The organism is Amycolatopsis sp. lyj-90 (genome assembly GCF_046549035.1).
Classification (GTDB): domain Bacteria; phylum Actinomycetota; class Actinomycetes; order Mycobacteriales; family Pseudonocardiaceae; genus Amycolatopsis.
Genome location: NZ_JAJPWP010000003.1, coordinates 49,063 through 61,464 on the forward strand (window position 1 = coordinate 49,063; position 12,402 = coordinate 61,464).

Genomic DNA, 12,402 nt, shown 5'->3' on the forward strand with positions numbered 1-12,402 from the left:
TCATCACATTGGTGCCGAAGCCAGATTCCGGTCCTGGCGGCCGAAATCGTCGAGCGCACAGTGGAAATCCCGCGCCGAACGATACCGATTCGGCGCTTGTCCGCCGTCCGGTGATATCTAAACTGAATGGGTGTTTTCCCTGGAGCAGCTCGTGAGTTTCGTCGCGGTGGCCGAGGAACTGCACTACGGCCGGGCGGCGGAGCGGCTCTCGATGACCCAGCCGCCGTTGAGCAGGCGGATCCAGTTGCTGGAACGCGAACTCGGGGTCGAACTTTTCGACCGTACGCACCGCACGGTCCGGCTGACACCCGCCGGACGGGTTTTTCTCGCCGAGGCAAGGAAAATACTGCGTTCGTCGCAAGAGGCGACGCTGTACGTCCGCCGGGCGAAAAAAGGCGAAGTCGGTGTCGTCACGCTCGGTTTCACCGCCACCGCGGCGTATTCGTATCTCGAACGCGTCCTCGCCGCGGCCAACGCGGAGGTTCCCGGTGTCGATCTGGTGTTGCGGGAAATGGCGACGTCGGCGCAGGTGGAGGAGATGCTGGCGGGCGGGATCGATCTCGGCATGGTCCGGCCGCCGGTCACCGGCGGCGACATCGTGACCCTGCCGCTGTGGCGGGAGCCGCTGCTGGCCGCCCTGCCGTCGGCGCATCCTTTGGCGCGGCGCAAGAGGAATCCCGACGTCCGAGACTTCGGCGGCGAGCCGTTCGTCATGTATTCGCCGTCTGAGGGCCGGTACTTCCACGACCTGCTCGTGGCGGTGTTCCGCACGGCGCGGGTGCAGCCGGTGTACACGCAGTACCCCAGTCAGGTGCACACGGCGCTCGCGCTGGTCAAAGCGGATCTAGGTCTCGCGCTGGTGCCCGCCGCGGCCGCCGCGCTGCGGTTCGAAGGTGTCGTGCTCCGTCCGGTGGACGGGATCGAGGGCCGTCCGGTCGAACTCGAACTGATGTGGCGGCGGGGCAACGACAATCCGGCGCTCGGCGCGCTGCTCGCCGTCGTCGGCAACCTGGCGCGACGCGGCCGTCAGTCCCTTGTGGACTGAGGTGGCCAGGGGTCTCCCCATTCGGCGTCGCGGGCCGCGCGGTAGGCCGTGCCGTGCCGTTTGGTGACGATCGTTTCGGTGAGCCCGGTTTCGGCGCAGAGGGCGAGGCTGACCATGCCCTTGCGTTTGACCGGATGCCGCAGGATCCGGCCGTCGGCCCGCTCCGGTTCCGTTCGCGAGGCGACGACGTAGGAGAACTTCTCGTCCTCGAAGCCGAGCGTCCCGGACTTGAGCTGACGGTGCAGGCCGGTGCGCGGGAGGCGGGCGGAGAAATGGCACCAGTCCTTGCCGCGCGGGATCGGGCAGTCGCCTTCGTGCGGGCAGGGCGCGACCAGGGAGAGCCCGAGCCCGACGAGCTGATCCCGCGCCTCGACGATCCGTTCGTAGCCCGCCGGGGTGCCGGGTTCGATCAGCACCAGCATCCCCGCCTTCGCCGACAGCCAGCGGACGACCTCGGCCCGGCGGGCCTCGGGCAGTTCGCCGAGGACGTAGGACAGGGTCACCAGGTCGGCGTCCGGCGCGGGCGCGGCCGGGTCGATCAGCCCGCGTCGCCAGGTCGAGCCGCGGACGGCCTTGTCACCGGCGTTCCCCGCCAGCCGCTGCCCCAGCGCGATCGCGCCGGGGACCTGCTCGACGACGGTGCTCTCCTCCAGCGACGGCCAGACGTCGGCCGCCGCCCAGATCGCGGCACCGGTGCCGCCGCCGACGTCGATCTGCGTGCGCGGAGCGAACCCGGGAGCGCGGAGGGCGGCTTCGGCGAGAACGGCGTGTACGGCCGCGTAGGTGGCCGGCATCCGGTAGCCCGCGTACGCGGCGATGTCCGCGTCGGTCGACAGGATCGGAGCCGTCGCCGGGTTGTTCTCCCGGTAGCGCGCGCTGAGCCGCTCGACGGACTGCGTCAGCCTGGTCTGGGGGTATCGGCCCAGCTCTGCGTCTAGGGCGGAGCGGAGATCTGAGGGGAGGGCGGCCACGACGGGTGATTCTCTCATGTGCGGTTGACCTGGGGTTTTCCGGCTGCTCGAATACTCGCGGAAAAAGTTTTGGGGACCGTGTCGAAACCGGGGATGCCCGTTCGACGCGTAGATGTGGCAGGGACGAGCCCCGCCGGGAACGGAGACGCGAGATGCGGTTCATGGTGATTGTCAAGAGCGACGAGAAGACCGACGCGGCCGGCACCCAGCCGAGTGCCGAGGACCTGCAGGAGATGGGGAAGTTCAACGAGGAGCTGGTGAAGGCCGGCGTCATGCTCGCGGGTGAAGGACTGCACCCCAGCTCCGAGGGTTTCCGCATCCAGTACTCCGGCACCACCGAGGCCAGGGTCGTCGACGGGCCCTTCGCCGAGAGCAAGGAACTCATCGCGGGTTTCTGGATCCTGCAGGTCAAGGACCGGGCCGAGGTCGTCGAATGGATGAAGCGCGCGCCGTTCCGCGAGGGCGAGATCGAGATCCGCCGGGTGTTCGAGCTCGAGGAGTTCGACAACGCGACCCCGGAGATCATCGAGACCGAGAAGAAGCTGCGCGAGCAGGCCGAGGGGAACTAAGGCCGTGTCCTGTAAGTCTGTTCGATGGGCTTCGTGATCCAGGTGGTTCCTGGCGGTGCGGGCGGATCGGCCTCGTACCGGGTCGTACTCGGCCGCATCCGCCCGTGCCGTCAGGGGCCGCCTGGGCGCGAAGACCGCGAACAAGACTTGCAGGACACGGCCTAGGCTTGCGGTCGTCGCGCCGACGATGTTGATTGGTCGGCGTGACGGCAACAGCAGACCCACGGTCGGCGATCGACGCGGTGTGGCGGATCGAATCGGCCCGCCTCATCGCCGGTCTCGCGCGGATGACGCGCGACGTCGGCCTCGCGGAGGAACTGGCGCAGGACGCGCTGGTCGCCGCGCTCGAACAGTGGCCTGAGTCGGGCGTCCCGAGGAATCCGGGCGCCTGGCTCATGACCACGGCGAAACGCCGCGCCGTCGACACCTTCCGGCGCAACGAGCGGTACGACCGGAAACTCGGCGAGATCGGCCGCGAGCAGGAGTTCGAGGAGGAACCCGACTTCACCGCGGGCCTCGACGACCACATCGAGGACGATCTGCTGCGGTTGGTGTTCACCGCCTGTCACCCGGTGCTCTCGACCGAGGCCAGGGTGGCGCTGACGCTGAAGATGATCGGCGGGCTGCAGACGCACGAGATCGCGCGGGCGTTCCTCGCCAAGGAAACCGCCATCGCGCAGCGGATCGTCCGCGCGAAGAAGACGCTGGGCGACGCCAAGGTGCCGTTCGAGGTGCCCGAGGGGCCGGATCGGGTCGCCCGGCTTTCGTCGGTGCTCGAAGTCATCTACCTGATCTTCAACGAGGGCTATTCGGCGACGGCGGGCGAGGACTGGATGCGGCCGGGGTTGTGCGAGGAGGCGCTGCGGCTCGGCCGGATCCTCGCGGGGCTCATGCCGAAGGAACCCGAGGTGCACGGGCTCGTCTCGTTGATGGAGATCCAGGCTTCGCGGTCCGCCGCGCGTGTCGGGCCGAACGGTGAGCCCGTGCTGCTGCTCGACCAGGACCGGGCCAAATGGAACCGGCTCCTGATCGGCCGCGGCCTCGCCGCGCTGGACCTCGCCGAGTCGCTCGCGGACGGCGCTTTCGGCGTCTACGCGGCACAGGCCGCCATCGCCGCCTGCCACGCGCGGGCTCGAACGGGCGATGAGACCGACTGGGGACGCATCGCGGTCCTCTACGAAGGTCTCGGGAAGCTCAACCCGTCGCCGGTGATCGAGCTGAACCGCGCGGTGGCGCTGTCGATGGCCGTCGGGCCGGAGGCGGGGCTAGAGGTCGTCGACAGACTGACGTCGGAGCCCGCGCTGAAGTCGTATCACCTGCTGCCGAGCGTGCGCGGCGACTTCCTGGCGAAGCTCGGCCGTCTCGACGAGGCCCGCGCCGAGTTCGAGCGCGCGGCGGAGATGACCGGGAACGACCGGGAACGCACCCTGCTGCTGAACCGCGCGGCCGACTGCACCCCCTGACCTCGACCGCGTTTCGTCCTCTTGGTGCGGTAGTTCGTGGTGCGAACCACCGCAACAAGAGGACGAAACGCGGGGAAATCCACGCGGCGAGGGTCAGGCGGGGGCGGGGCGCAGGGCGGTCAGGGCGCGGTGCTGGCCCAGCCGGACGGCCTGCACGGAGCAGCCGAGCGCCAGCGCGGTGTCGTCGGTGGAAAGCCCGACGAGCGACCGCAGCACCATGATCTCGCGCTGCTGCCCCGGCAGCCCCGAAAGCGGGTTCGGCAGTTCGGCGGCGGTCCGGTGGAAGTCGTCGACCAGGCGGCGCGTGACGTCGTAGGCGAACGCGAGAAGTGCGGGCACCCCCTCGGCTCCGGCGAGGATCGCGAGGCAACTGTCCTTCGCGACCGCGTCGGCGGTGTCGTAGGTGCCCGACCGTCGTCCGATCCGCGCCCGGCAGTAGCGCACGACCAGGACGCGGATGGCGTCGACCAGTTTCGAAGCTGTCTCCATCCGCCCGTCGGCCTCCTCGGACCGCCGCGAACCGTGTACTCGCATCGGCTCCCTCTCCCACCTTTCAGATGAGCACGGCGGAGGGGCGGGAGGTACGGTCTTTTTGCCCACACCGGGGTGTTCAGGCCTCGATGAAGACGATCCGTTCCGGTTCGACCGTCAGGTTCACGGTCTGCCGCTTCACGCTCACCAGCGTCTCGAATTCGGTGGCGTGCCCGTCCGGGACGGTGAACAGCCGGTCGTTGCGGGAGTCCAGGAAGTCGGAGAAGCCGGTCAGCGAGACCCCGTCGCTTTCGTCGAGCGCGAGGTAGTCGACGAGCCTGCGGAACAGTTTCGGCAGGATGACCAGTTCGTCGGCCAGCTGACGTCGTGACGAGAGCTTGAACCCGGTGTTCGTGACGTCGTCCGGCCACAGCCCGAGTCCGTCTTGACGCGCTTTGGCGGCGGCCTCGGCCAGCGCGTCGCGGAGATCGGGGAAAAGCAGCGAATAGAACGTCGGGTAGACGAGTCCGTCCGCGACCTGCCGGTAGTTCGCGGAGTTCTTCAGTGTTTTGACGTCGAGGTGGACCTTGGAAAGGTCTGCCGACCGTCCCGGCCGTTGTCCGGGAAAGGCGAACGCCACCGCTCGTCCGTATTTGTCGGCGAATCGCGTCAGTATGTGACCCGCTACCTTGATCGGGGTCGACGAACTGACCCTTCCCCGTTCATCGCGTTCGACCGTTTTGAAGCCGAGGACCTTCAGCAGGTTCGCCGCCGCGGCGTCGGCGAATTCCGCGGGCTGATGCCACATCCCGCCGGTTCCCCTGGCCTGGTAATGCGTTTCGAGCGCGTCGATCGCGTCGAGCCGCAACTGCATCCCGCCCCGCGAATTCAGCCGGACCTTCAGTCCCGCCTTCTTGGTCGCCTGGGGATCGTCGGGATAGAACCGCACCGAATCGCCGTCCGGTGAGGCTCCGACAAGCTGGAACGTACCTTTTATCAGCGTCATGGGCATGGGCACAACGGTAGTTCTCATTCCGGTGAACGAACCTTCCGTTCATCCATCCAGACCAGTCGCCGGTAAAGATCGGATGACCATTGTGGACATTCTCGGAGATCTTCAAATGGCTGGCGCGAAATGATCATTTCCGGGATGCTGGCGGGATGACCGACTTCTCCTACCGCTGGCGTGACCCGGTCACCGACGACGAGATGTCCGATCTCGTCCGTTCGCACGGCGGCGAGCCCGTGCCCGGCTGGTGGAACGGCATCCGGCGGCACAGCCTCGGCTGGGTCACCGCCCGGGAACCCGCCGGAACGCTGGTCGGCTTCGTGAACGTCGCCTGGGACGGCGGGGACCACGCGTTCCTGCTCGACACGAAGACCCGCGGGACCCATCAGCGGCGGGGGATCGCCACGGCCGTCGTCCGGCTCGCCGTGCTCCACGCGCGGGCGGCGGGCTGTGAATGGCTGCACGTCGACTTCGTGCCGGAACTGCGTCCGTTCTACTTCGACGCCTGCGGTTTCCGGGCGACCGAGGCGGGCCTGATCCGGCTCACGGACCCGGGATCATGAAGCTCAGCACGGTCGCCTGAAGCAGCGAGATCACCCCGACCACGGCGGTCAGCAGGACCGACCACAGGAACGTCTGCCGCAGCAGCGCGCCCTCCTGCCCGCTCTGCCCGATCGCGGTGGCGCCGATGGACAGGTTCTGCGGCGAGATCATCTTGCCCATCACGCCGCCCGAGGTGTTCGTGGCGCCGGCGAGGATCGGGTCGACACCCAGTTGCTGCGCCGAAATCACCTGCATCGGCCCGAAGAGACTGTTGGTCGACGCGTCCGAGCCGGTGAGGAAGACGCCCAGCCAGCCGATGTAGGCGGAGAACACCGGGAACAGCACCCCGGTGGTCGCCAGTGCGAGGCCGAGGGTCTGCGTCGCGCCCGAGTAGTTCATGACGAACGCGATCGCGAGGATCATGAAGATCGTCGCCAGTGCCCACCGCATCTGGTGCAGCGTCCGCCGGTAGGTGGCCAGCAGCAGACCCGGTTTCGCGCCCATCGCGAAACCCGCCACGATCGCCGCGAACAGGGCGACGGTCCCCGGCGAGTAAAGGAAATCGACGGTCAGCGTCGCCGCGTACGGGGTGTCCTTGGGCGTGATCGGCGCGTGCTGGACGACCTCCTTGTGCAGCCCCGGCCACGCGAACACCCAGTCGGCCCTGTGCAGCAACTTCGTCAGGTCCAGCCATTCGGGCAGGTTCTTGAAGATCGTGCCGACGCGGGAAAGGAAGATCGCCGCGATCAGCACGATGTACGGGGCCCACGCGTAGATCGCGCCGCGTTCGGCCTTCGCCGCGCCGAGACTCGCCCCGGCCTTCACCGGCTCTTCGCCGTCGAAACGCCAAACCGCCCGCGGCTGCCAGAACCGCGTCAGGATCCACAGGGAGCCCATCGCGGCGAGCGCGGCGACGACGTCGACGAGGCTCGGGCTGATGAAGTTCGAGGTGACGAACTGCATGACCGCGAACGACAGGCCCGCCGTCAGCACCGCGGGCCAGACCTCGGCCATCCGCTTCCAGCCCGCGAGGACGACGATCAGGAAACCGGGGACGATCAGGGCCAGCAACGGAAGCTGGCGCCCGACCATCGACGAGAACAGTTCCGTCGCCTGTTCCGGTGGCAGGCCGAGGATCGGCGCGGTCAGCCTGCCCAGCACGATGAGCGGATTGCCGAGACCGCCGAACGCGACCGGCGCGGTGTTCGCCAGCAACGCCAGCACGACCGCCTTCACCGGCGGGAAGCCGAGCGCGGCCATCATCGCCGCGGTGATCGCGATCGGTGACCCGCCGCCCGCGATCCCTTCCAGCAGCGCGCCGAACCCGAACGCGATCAGCAGCGCTTGGAGGCGGCGGTCCTCACTGAACCCGGCGAGGACCGCCTTGATGTTGTCGAACCGTCCGGTCGCGACGGTGACGTTGTGGAAGTACACGGCGTGGAACGCGATCCAGGCCACCGACCACACCCCGAACACGAGGCCCATGGCCGCGGAGTCGAAGGCGAGCCCGGCGGGCATGCGGTACAGCAGCACCGCGACCAGCAGCGCGGTGATCAGCGCCAGCGCGGCCGAGAGATGCGCCGATCGGCGCAGGACGCCCAGCGTCACCAGCAACACGATGATCGGCAACGCCGCCAGCGCCGCGGACAGCCACAGCCCGCCCGCCGGCTGGTAATCCTGGATCCAGCCCACCTCAGCCCCTTTGCGCGCGGACGTACCCCAGCCGGAGCGACAGTGCGGCGGCGGTTCCGGCCACTGTCGCGCCCAGTTCGTCGGTACGGCGGAGCACGCGGCCCGCGGGGCCCGCGATGCTGATCGCGGCGATCGGCCGTCCGGTGTGGTCGCGGACGGCGGCGGCCACGCAGCCGACGTCCGGCTCGTTTTCGACCTCGTCCACGGCCCAGCCGCGACGGCTCGTCCTGGCCAGGTCGTCGAGCAGCCGGGCCGGGTCGTTGATCGTCTTGAGCGTGAGGCTGTCGAGTTTCATCCGGCGGATGCGTTCGACGCGGTCCTGTTCGGGCAGTGCCGCCAGCCACGCCTTGCCCAGCGAAGTCGCGTGCTGCGGGCGTCGCGTGCCGAGGCGGCAGGCCAGGGTGACGGCGTTGGCGCTGCGTTCGGTGGCGACGTAGACCATCGTGTCGTTGTCCGGGACGGCGAGGTACGTCGTCTCGCCGCTCCGCTCGGCGAGCGACGCGAGATAGCGCGGCGCGCAGCGGTGGAGATCGGTCGCCGCCATCGCGCGGGCGCCGAGTTCGACCAGCCGGGTGCCGAGCCGCACGCGGCCGGTGGCGCGATCGGCTTCGAGGTATTCGAGGTTCTTGAGGGTGCCGACGATGCGGTAGGCGGCGCTCCGGGAGAGACCCAGTTGCCTGGCGATCGCATTGGTGGAAATCTCCTGGTTCTGGCCTACATGCTCGAGAACCGCGAGTCCGCGCTCGAGTGTGCCACTGGAATCCAGGCCCCGTGGTGTGCCCACATCGCCCTCCGTTGGACCGGGGTACCGATGGCCGGTACCGGTTGCCGCTAAGCGGATTCGGACGTTAACAGTTCGGTCCAACGTTGGGAAGGTTTCTTAACAAACTGTCGACCGGACAAGTTTTCCCAGCTCGGGGCCTTGCGGTCAAGATCACCGGTTTGGACCAATCCCTTAGGCGGTTCCGATTGGGTGTATGAGTTCAGGGGCCATTTTTCTATTCACGGACATGAAAGAACCCCTCGCCGGAAAGACGGCGAGGGGTTCGGCCCGGAGTGTGTTTCTAACGGACCGAGAGGTTCGCGACCGCTCGGACGACCGCCGTGCAGCGGTCTTCGACGTAGTCCAAGCCGCCTTCTTCGGCGATCCGGCGGGACTCGGCGGAGGTGATGCCCTGCTGGAGCCAGAGCGCCTTCGCGCCGATCGCGACGGCCTGTTCGGCGATCGGCGGGGTGTCGGTGGACGGGCGGAAGACGTCGACGAGGTCGACGGGCTCGGGGATGTCGGTCAGCGAGCGGTAGACCTTCTCGCCGAGCAGCTCGTCGGCCGAAGGGTGGACGGGGATGATCCGGAAGCCGTGTGCCTGCAGCACGGCCGCGACCCCGTGCGAGGCCTTGGCCGGATCGCGGCTCAGCCCCACGACGGCGATCGTCTTCGATCCGGCGAGGATCTCGGTGGCGCGATCGGTCATACCGGGTTCAACCATCCCGGGCGCGCGGGAATTCCTAGAGCTTCCACAGTCGCAGGCCGCGCACCCGGTACACCGGCCAGACGACGTGCCAGGCGCGGCGGCGGAGGAAGACCGCGGAACAGGTCAGGACGCTGCGCGCGGACGTCGTCGCGACGTCGTGGCGGTCCGGCCAGCTCTCGCCGTGTCTCCCGGCGGCGATCCGGAAGACGTTGACCAGGCCGCGGCCCTGCATGTCGAACTTCGCGCCGGTGTCGCCGGAATCCGGGGTCAGGGACGCGATCTCCGGGCCGAACGCGGCCGCGGGCGCCGGTCCCGCGTCGGCGGGGAGATCGCCGACGGTCGCCGAGATCGCCTTGCCGTAGAGGCGGCGGGTGTAGCGCGTCAGCAGCAGCCGCTCCCACAGCGGGAGGACGCGACGGTGCTTGAGCAGCGCCGAACACTCCGCGTGCCCGATCGCGAAGATGTCGGTCAGCTCGTCGTACGCGTTGTGCGACGTGGGTTCGTTGAGGTGCACGCGCACCTCGTACCGGATGCGCGCGGTGAGCTCGTCGAGCTCCTCACGACGGTCGATCCTGGTCTTCGCCCGCGAGAGCGTCCAATCGGACATGGGAGCAGGCTAGGTGAAGATCGCGGCCGCGCAAGACACTTTCGGCCTAATCTGGTCGTACCGGCCAGTGGAACGGGCACCTTGTGCGGGCCAAGACGAGGGGGCAGAGTTCGGCTGTCGGAAGGAGCCCATGGACGCCAGCACGCTGCAGGAGGCCGCGGCCGCGCTGCTCAGCGCGTACGAGACCGGCAAGCCGATCGCGCCCCTGATCGAGACGTATCCGGCCGCGACCCTCGAGGACGCGTACCGCATCCAGCAGCGGCTCGTCCGCCATTGGGCCAAACGCGGCGACGACGTCCGCGGGCACAAGGTCGGTCTCGCGTCCGCCGCGATGCAGCGGCAGATGGGCGTCGACCAGCCCGACTACGGTCATTTGACCGGCTCGATGTTCCACCTCGAACACCAGCCGATCCCGATCGGCGATTTCCTGCAGCCGAAGATCGAACCGGAGATCGCGTTCGTGCTCGGCTCGCGGTTGCGCGGCCCCGGCGTCACGGTGGCGGACGCGCTGCGGGCGGTGGACTTCGTCGTCCCGGCGCTGGAGATCGTCGATTCCCGCATCCAGGACTGGAAGATCAGCATCGTCGACACCATCGCGGACAACGCTTCCTCCGGCGGGGTCGTCCTCGGCAGCAGGCCGACCGCGATCGGCGACCTCGACCTGCGGCTGGTGGGCTGCGTTCTGCACCAGAACGGCGAAATCGCGGCCACCGGAGCCGGTGGCGCCGTCCTCGGCTCGCCGGTGAACGCGCTGGTGTGGCTCGCGAACACGGTCGGGCCGCTCGGTGTGGCACTCGAGCCGGGGCATGTCGTGCTGCCGGGCTCGATGACGCGCGCGATCCCGGTGAGCCCCGGCGACACCGTCGTCGCGACGATGGCGGGGCTCGGCAGTGTCACCGCGAAGTTCTCCGGGGAGGAGCGGCCGTGAGCCTTGGTGTGCGGGAGGCGGCGGAAGCGCTGCTGTCCGGGGAAGAACGCGAGCCGCTGACAGACGAGTGGCCCGCTTTGGACGTCGATACCGCGTACGCGATCCAGGACGAGGCGTTGCGGCTCCGGCGGGCGCGGGGCGAGACGGTCGTCGGCGTCAAGCTGGGCATGACGTCGCGGGCGATGCGGCAGAGCATGGGGGTCGACTCGCCGTTGCTCGCGTGGCTGACCGACGCGATGGTCCTGCCCGCCGGTGTCCCGGTGCCGTCGCTGATCCACCCGCGCGCGGAGCCCGAGCTGGTTTTCGTGCTGGGTAAACGACTCGCGGGTCCCGGTGTGACCGCGGCGACCGCGATGGCGGCGGTGGACCGGGTCTACGGCGGCGTCGAGATCATCGACAGCCGGTATCGCGACTACCGCTTCAAGCTGCCGGACGCCGTGGCGGACAACGGTTTCTCCGCGTACTTCACACTCGGTCCCGTCGGCGTCGATCCGTCTGCAGTGGACCTTTCGCTGGAGGCGGCGCTCCTGGAGGTCGACGGTGCCATCGTCGACACCGCCACCGGTGCCGCCGTGCAGGGGCATCCGGCGGAAGCACTGGCGCTCGCGGCCAACACCCTGGGTGTACGCGGGCTCGCGCTTGAGCCGGGCTGGATCGTGCTCACCGGCGGGATGACCGACGCCGTCGAGCTGCGCCCGGGATCACGGGTGGCGGCGCATTTCTCGCATCTGGGTTCGATCACGCTCGCCGGGTCTTGAAGTCGGCGCGGGCCGCCGTCCGGACCAGACCGCGCACCAGCCGCGGCCAGATCGCGCGCGGGAGGTCGTGTCCCATGCCGGGGACGATGTCCGATTCGGACTCCCGCAGCGCACGGGCTGTCGCCCGTCCGCCGGAGACGTGCACGAGCGGATCCTTCGCGCCGTGCACGACGAGAGCGGGCACCTCGACCTTGCGCAGGGCGCGGAAGCGATCCCGGCTCGACAGGATCGCGGCCAGCTGCCGGGCGGTCCCGCCGGGATTGACGCCGCGGTCGAAGGACCGTTCAGCGCGCTCACGCATCCGGGCCTCGTCGAAGGGATAACCCGGCGAGCCGATGACGCGGAAGGTGCGCACCAGGTAGTCGACGTACTGCTCGCGATTCCGCGGCGGTGCCGAAAGCAGCATCGCCATCGCCTTGGCGCTCGGCCGTCCGACGAACCGGTTCCCGGTGGTCGACATGATCGACGTCAGCGAGCGCACCCGCGACGGATGCTCGATGGCGAGGGTCTGCGCGACCATCCCGCCCATCGACGCACCCACGACGTGCGCGCTCTCGACGCCGAGTTCGTCCAGCAGCCCGGCGGCGTCATCCGCCATGTCCTTCAGCGAGTACGGCGCCGTGCGCAGGGTGTACGCCAGCGGCAGGCTCGCGCGTCCGGCCATCCGGCTGGAGCGGCCGGCGTCCCGGTTGTCGTAGCGGATGACGAAGAACCCCTCGGCCGCGAGGTGCTCGCAGAGTTCGTCGTCCCACCAGATCATCTGCGAGGCCAGGCCCATGATCATCAGCAACGGCTTGCCGTCCGGCGGGCCGAACGTCTCGTGACACAGCTCGATGCCGTTCACTTCGGCGATTGTCTCCGGCATCAGGACAGT

Annotated in this window: 14 protein-coding genes; 6 read left to right on the forward strand and 8 right to left on the reverse strand. The window is 68.8% G+C overall.

Annotated features, from left to right (window positions below):
* The first annotated feature begins 130 nt into the window (after positions 1 to 130).
* Positions 131 to 1,045 carry a LysR family transcriptional regulator gene (locus ACLJPX_RS11630; RefSeq protein WP_410600087.1) on the forward strand — a complete coding sequence of 305 codons (915 nt, stop codon included), beginning with the start codon at positions 131 to 133 and terminating at the stop codon, positions 1,043 to 1,045.
* Here the strand turns inward: ACLJPX_RS11630 and ACLJPX_RS11635 are convergent.
* Positions 1,027 to 2,034 carry a small ribosomal subunit Rsm22 family protein gene (locus ACLJPX_RS11635; protein ID WP_410600088.1) on the reverse strand — a complete coding sequence of 336 codons (1,008 nt, stop codon included), beginning with the start codon at positions 2,032 to 2,034 and terminating at the stop codon, positions 1,027 to 1,029. The genes ACLJPX_RS11630 and ACLJPX_RS11635 overlap by 19 nt on opposite strands.
* 134 nt (positions 2,035 to 2,168) lie before the next feature.
* Here ACLJPX_RS11635 and ACLJPX_RS11640 point away from each other — a divergent pair, with 134 nt between their 5' ends.
* Both ACLJPX_RS11640 and ACLJPX_RS11645 read left to right on the forward strand, forming a co-directional pair.
* Positions 2,169 to 2,585 (forward strand): YciI family protein, encoded by a 417-nt coding sequence (locus ACLJPX_RS11640; protein WP_101610991.1) that lies wholly within the window; start codon positions 2,169 to 2,171, stop codon positions 2,583 to 2,585.
* A gap of 194 nt (positions 2,586 to 2,779) precedes the next feature.
* Positions 2,780 to 4,048 (forward strand): RNA polymerase sigma factor, encoded by a 1,269-nt coding sequence (locus ACLJPX_RS11645; RefSeq protein ID WP_410600089.1) that lies wholly within the window; start codon positions 2,780 to 2,782, stop codon positions 4,046 to 4,048.
* A gap of 93 nt (positions 4,049 to 4,141) precedes the next feature.
* Here the strand turns inward: ACLJPX_RS11645 and ACLJPX_RS11650 are convergent, their stop codons facing one another.
* Together ACLJPX_RS11650 and ACLJPX_RS11655 are read right to left on the reverse strand one after the other, a co-directional pair.
* A complete protein-coding gene (locus ACLJPX_RS11650) occupies positions 4,142 to 4,537 on the reverse strand; it encodes a sigma factor-like helix-turn-helix DNA-binding protein (protein ID WP_101613551.1) in 396 nt (131 codons plus the stop codon).
* A gap of 121 nt (positions 4,538 to 4,658) precedes the next feature.
* Positions 4,659 to 5,531 carry a nuclease gene (locus tag ACLJPX_RS11655; RefSeq protein ID WP_410600090.1) on the reverse strand — a complete coding sequence of 291 codons (873 nt, stop codon included), beginning with the start codon at positions 5,529 to 5,531 and terminating at the stop codon, positions 4,659 to 4,661.
* A 149-nt stretch (positions 5,532 to 5,680) separates the two neighbouring features.
* Here ACLJPX_RS11655 and ACLJPX_RS11660 point away from each other — a divergent pair, with 149 nt between their 5' ends.
* Positions 5,681 to 6,091, forward strand: a complete 411-nt coding sequence (locus ACLJPX_RS11660; RefSeq protein ID WP_101610988.1) for a GNAT family N-acetyltransferase — start codon at positions 5,681 to 5,683, stop codon at positions 6,089 to 6,091.
* Here the strand turns inward: ACLJPX_RS11660 and ACLJPX_RS11665 are convergent.
* From ACLJPX_RS11665 to ACLJPX_RS11680, 4 genes are all read right to left on the reverse strand, one after another.
* The gene (locus ACLJPX_RS11665; RefSeq protein ID WP_410600091.1) at positions 6,072 to 7,763 is read right to left on the reverse strand and encodes an L-lactate permease; all 1,692 of its coding nucleotides are present in this window, start codon (positions 7,761 to 7,763) and stop codon (positions 6,072 to 6,074) included. The two genes, ACLJPX_RS11660 and ACLJPX_RS11665, sit on opposite strands and share 20 nt — an antisense overlap.
* A gap of 1 nt (position 7,764) precedes the next feature.
* Complete coding sequence (locus ACLJPX_RS11670; protein WP_101610986.1) at positions 7,765 to 8,547, reverse strand: IclR family transcriptional regulator; 783 nt, start codon at positions 8,545 to 8,547, stop codon at positions 7,765 to 7,767.
* A gap of 280 nt (positions 8,548 to 8,827) precedes the next feature.
* Complete coding sequence (locus ACLJPX_RS11675) at positions 8,828 to 9,235, reverse strand: CoA-binding protein (RefSeq protein ID WP_410600092.1); 408 nt, start codon at positions 9,233 to 9,235, stop codon at positions 8,828 to 8,830.
* Positions 9,236 to 9,269: 34 nt separating this feature from the next.
* Positions 9,270 to 9,842: a hypothetical protein gene (locus ACLJPX_RS11680; protein WP_410600093.1), complete on the reverse strand. Its 573-nt coding sequence runs from the start codon at positions 9,840 to 9,842 to the stop codon at positions 9,270 to 9,272.
* 130 nt (positions 9,843 to 9,972) lie between these two features.
* Here ACLJPX_RS11680 and ACLJPX_RS11685 point away from each other — a divergent pair, with 130 nt between their 5' ends.
* Both ACLJPX_RS11685 and ACLJPX_RS11690 read left to right on the forward strand, forming a co-directional pair.
* Positions 9,973 to 10,770, forward strand: coding sequence for a 2-keto-4-pentenoate hydratase (locus tag ACLJPX_RS11685; RefSeq protein ID WP_410600094.1), 798 nt, complete (start codon positions 9,973 to 9,975; stop codon positions 10,768 to 10,770).
* Complete coding sequence (locus tag ACLJPX_RS11690) at positions 10,767 to 11,528, forward strand: 2-keto-4-pentenoate hydratase (RefSeq protein ID WP_410600095.1); 762 nt, start codon at positions 10,767 to 10,769, stop codon at positions 11,526 to 11,528. The genes ACLJPX_RS11685 and ACLJPX_RS11690 overlap by 4 nt, the downstream gene beginning before the upstream one ends.
* Here ACLJPX_RS11690 and ACLJPX_RS11695 read toward each other — a convergent pair.
* A complete protein-coding gene (locus ACLJPX_RS11695; RefSeq protein ID WP_410600096.1) occupies positions 11,509 to 12,393 on the reverse strand; it encodes an alpha/beta fold hydrolase in 885 nt (294 codons plus the stop codon). The genes ACLJPX_RS11690 and ACLJPX_RS11695 overlap by 20 nt on opposite strands.
* Positions 12,394 to 12,402: the final 9 nt, after the last annotated feature.

Excerpts from the sequence above, each read along its gene's own strand:
- ACLJPX_RS11685 (WP_410600094.1), top strand. The coding sequence starts at position 9,973 with ATGGACGCCAGCACGCTGCAGGAGGCCGCGGCCGCGCTGCTCAGCGCG.
- ACLJPX_RS11660 (WP_101610988.1), top strand. The coding sequence starts at position 5,681 with ATGACCGACTTCTCCTACCGCTGGCGTGACCCGGTCACCGACGACGAG.
- ACLJPX_RS11680 (WP_410600093.1), bottom strand. The coding sequence starts at position 9,842 with ATGTCCGATTGGACGCTCTCGCGGGCGAAGACCAGGATCGACCGTCGT.
- ACLJPX_RS11640 (WP_101610991.1), top strand. The coding sequence starts at position 2,169 with ATGCGGTTCATGGTGATTGTCAAGAGCGACGAGAAGACCGACGCGGCC.
- ACLJPX_RS11695 (WP_410600096.1), bottom strand. The coding sequence starts at position 12,393 with ATGCCGGAGACAATCGCCGAAGTGAACGGCATCGAGCTGTGTCACGAG.
- ACLJPX_RS11675 (WP_410600092.1), bottom strand. The coding sequence starts at position 9,235 with ATGACCGATCGCGCCACCGAGATCCTCGCCGGATCGAAGACGATCGCC.
- ACLJPX_RS11655 (WP_410600090.1), bottom strand. The coding sequence starts at position 5,531 with ATGCCCATGACGCTGATAAAAGGTACGTTCCAGCTTGTCGGAGCCTCA.
- ACLJPX_RS11635 (WP_410600088.1), bottom strand. The coding sequence starts at position 2,034 with ATGAGAGAATCACCCGTCGTGGCCGCCCTCCCCTCAGATCTCCGCTCC.
- ACLJPX_RS11650 (WP_101613551.1), bottom strand. The coding sequence starts at position 4,537 with ATGGAGACAGCTTCGAAACTGGTCGACGCCATCCGCGTCCTGGTCGTG.